3 protein-coding genes are annotated in these 2,262 nt (G+C 36.9%); 2 read left to right on the plus strand and 1 reads right to left on the minus strand.

The genetic code is table 11. From position 1 onward, the window contains the following. Window positions 1-160 precede the first annotated feature (160 nt). Window positions 161-832: a hypothetical protein gene (locus ACFIKR_RS08535; protein WP_375659552.1), complete on the plus strand. Its 672-nt coding sequence runs from the start codon at window positions 161-163 to the stop codon at window positions 830-832. Between the two features lie 152 nt (window positions 833-984). On the opposite strand, the gene ACFIKR_RS08540 is transcribed toward ACFIKR_RS08535, so the two are convergent. After that, window positions 985-1,677: a hypothetical protein gene (locus ACFIKR_RS08540; RefSeq protein WP_273791729.1), complete on the minus strand. Its 693-nt coding sequence runs from the start codon at window positions 1,675-1,677 to the stop codon at window positions 985-987. Between the two features lie 75 nt (window positions 1,678-1,752). On the opposite strand from ACFIKR_RS08540, the gene ACFIKR_RS08545 reads away from it, so the two are divergent. Further along, window positions 1,753-2,226 carry a crossover junction endodeoxyribonuclease RuvC gene (locus ACFIKR_RS08545; RefSeq protein ID WP_375659553.1) on the plus strand — a complete coding sequence of 158 codons (474 nt, stop codon included), beginning with the start codon at window positions 1,753-1,755 and terminating at the stop codon, window positions 2,224-2,226. Window positions 2,227-2,262: the final 36 nt, after the last annotated feature.

Consider the following 2,262-nt stretch of genomic DNA (forward strand, 5'->3'; position numbering starts at 1 on the left):
TACGCACGTGATCATGGGATAGATTTGCGTCCAGAAGATTTTTTTTATCCCGAGCGCTTGCAGAGATTAATGCAAGAGCAACACCCCCCAATTACGAAAATTTGCAAAAGTTCCAGCGTTGATAGCGCGGGTGAGACTTTGCAGCATTAAGGAGATAAAGATGAGTTCGAATGAGATTTTATGGATAGCAGTGGTTTCAGTTTTGCTCTTAAGCGGAGTGATGTTTCGTATTGCATTGCATTATCGCAACCAAGTTAAAGCACTTAAAGAGCAGGTTCAAGATCTTAAGAAAGAAATGAGAGAGAATGAGTTTAGGTATTCAAAGGAAAGCAAGCAGACAATTGATGAATGTGATGCGGATCTTGAAGAACGTGACAAGCTAATTGAAGCACTGAAGCAAGAGATTAAAGAGCGTGACGAGGAAATTGAAGAACGTGACGAGGAAATTAAAGAACTCGAATCAGATGTTCAATTACGTTACGAGGAAGTTGAAGAACTGAAGCAAGAGATTGAAGAACGTGACGAGAAAATTGATGAACTAAAACAAAAGATAGATTCGTACCGAGAAGACTTTAAACGGAAAAGTGAAACGATAGAGCTACTAAAAGTACATGTTCAATCATGTGATGCGGAAATTGAAGAACTTAAGCAAAAGATAGATGCGTACCGAGAAGACTTTAAACGGAAAAGTGAAAAGATACAGGCACTAAAAGCAGATGTGCAATCACGTGATGCGGAAATTCAAAGACTAACACAAAAGCTTAAGCCGCGTGATGAAGCAGTAAAAGCGCCGCCTCATAAGAGTAAAAAGAGTAATAAGCAGGGTAAGTGAGGAGAGAAAGATGAGTTTAGTAGCAACAGTTCTTTCTATAACTACCAATCTATATTTGCTTTATGAGGTTTATCACTATTTTAAACAGGCAGGAGAGCTTAGGGATGAGATAATTAAACAAAAAAGAATAATATGGGATCTAGAGGATAAACTTAGGAAGAATGAGGGGATAAGAAATAGGTCCAAAAAGAAGCTTTAATTGTTTTTTGAGGATTACTTGAGGAAGTATGTTCCATAATAAAAAGCGGAGTATCTGATTTATTCAATTTTGAGGAACAAATGAAAAATTCTAATTTAATTTCTTGTCCACCGATTATATTATTAAAGGAATTAAGACCATTTTGTAAGGTTTGTTCTGTTTCGAGTTTTATTAGGTCTATATGTTTCGGAGATGTGGGGTTGATAGTTATTTGGCCATTTCCGCTAATAAATGTACCGTTGCTATAAACTATTTTATCAAATTCGAATTGGCATTTTTTCTCTATCCATATGTGATTTATTTTAATCATTCTTTCTGTAGGATTTTTAATGTATAATATGACACTAAATTTATTAGGATCATGTTTGTCTGGAGTAGGACTATGTACATTGAACTGTAGCGGTGGTCCTAAGTCCAGTTCTTCTTTTGTTTTTAGTAAAAAATTGACATGTTTTTCTGATGATGTGGCTTGCTTTTGCAATGATTTATTTTGCTCTTCTAGATGGTTAAACTGTTTTTCTACATTGCATAAATCTTCTCTTCGAGTCTTTTCTGCTTTTTTGAGATCTACGTATCTTAAAAACAACGATAGTATTAGGGAAAAGATACTAATAATTATAGCTATAACATCTTTATCTATTTGCATACTTCTTACACCCTTCTTTCCTTCATTTTCGGAAAAAAACACTTCTATAAAACACATTTTGTATGGAGAGGAGCAGTGAATAACACGATTCTTTGTTTTGATCTAGGTACGAAGATGGGTTGGGCGTTTCGCAATGCCGAGAGTGACATATTCAGTGGTACCGTGAATTTTCAATCACGCCGTTTTGAAGGCGGTGGAATGCGTTACTTGCGTTTTAAACAATGGCTATCAGAAATAAAGCAGACAGCAGGTCAAATTGACGTGGTGTATTTTGAAGAGGTGAGGCGTCATAAAGGTACAGATGCAGCGCATATTTACGGTGGTTTGTTAGCAACGTTAACGGCGTGGTGTGAACATCATCAGATACCGTATGAGGGGATACCAGTAAGTACGATTAAGAAAGCGACGACAGGCAAGGGGAATGCGTCGAAAGAAGAGATGATTAAGGCGGTGCGTGCAAAAGGGCACAATCCGAAAGATGATAACGAAGCAGATGCTTTAGCAATTTTATATTTAGTTAAAGAAAGGGAATTGGGGTATGTCCAGTAAATTACCATGGACGAGGCTTTTTGCAGACAAGTGGCT

The organism is Bartonella sp. MR30HLJHH, from assembly GCF_042194195.1.
Lineage (GTDB): Bacteria > Pseudomonadota > Alphaproteobacteria > Rhizobiales > Rhizobiaceae > Bartonella > Bartonella grahamii.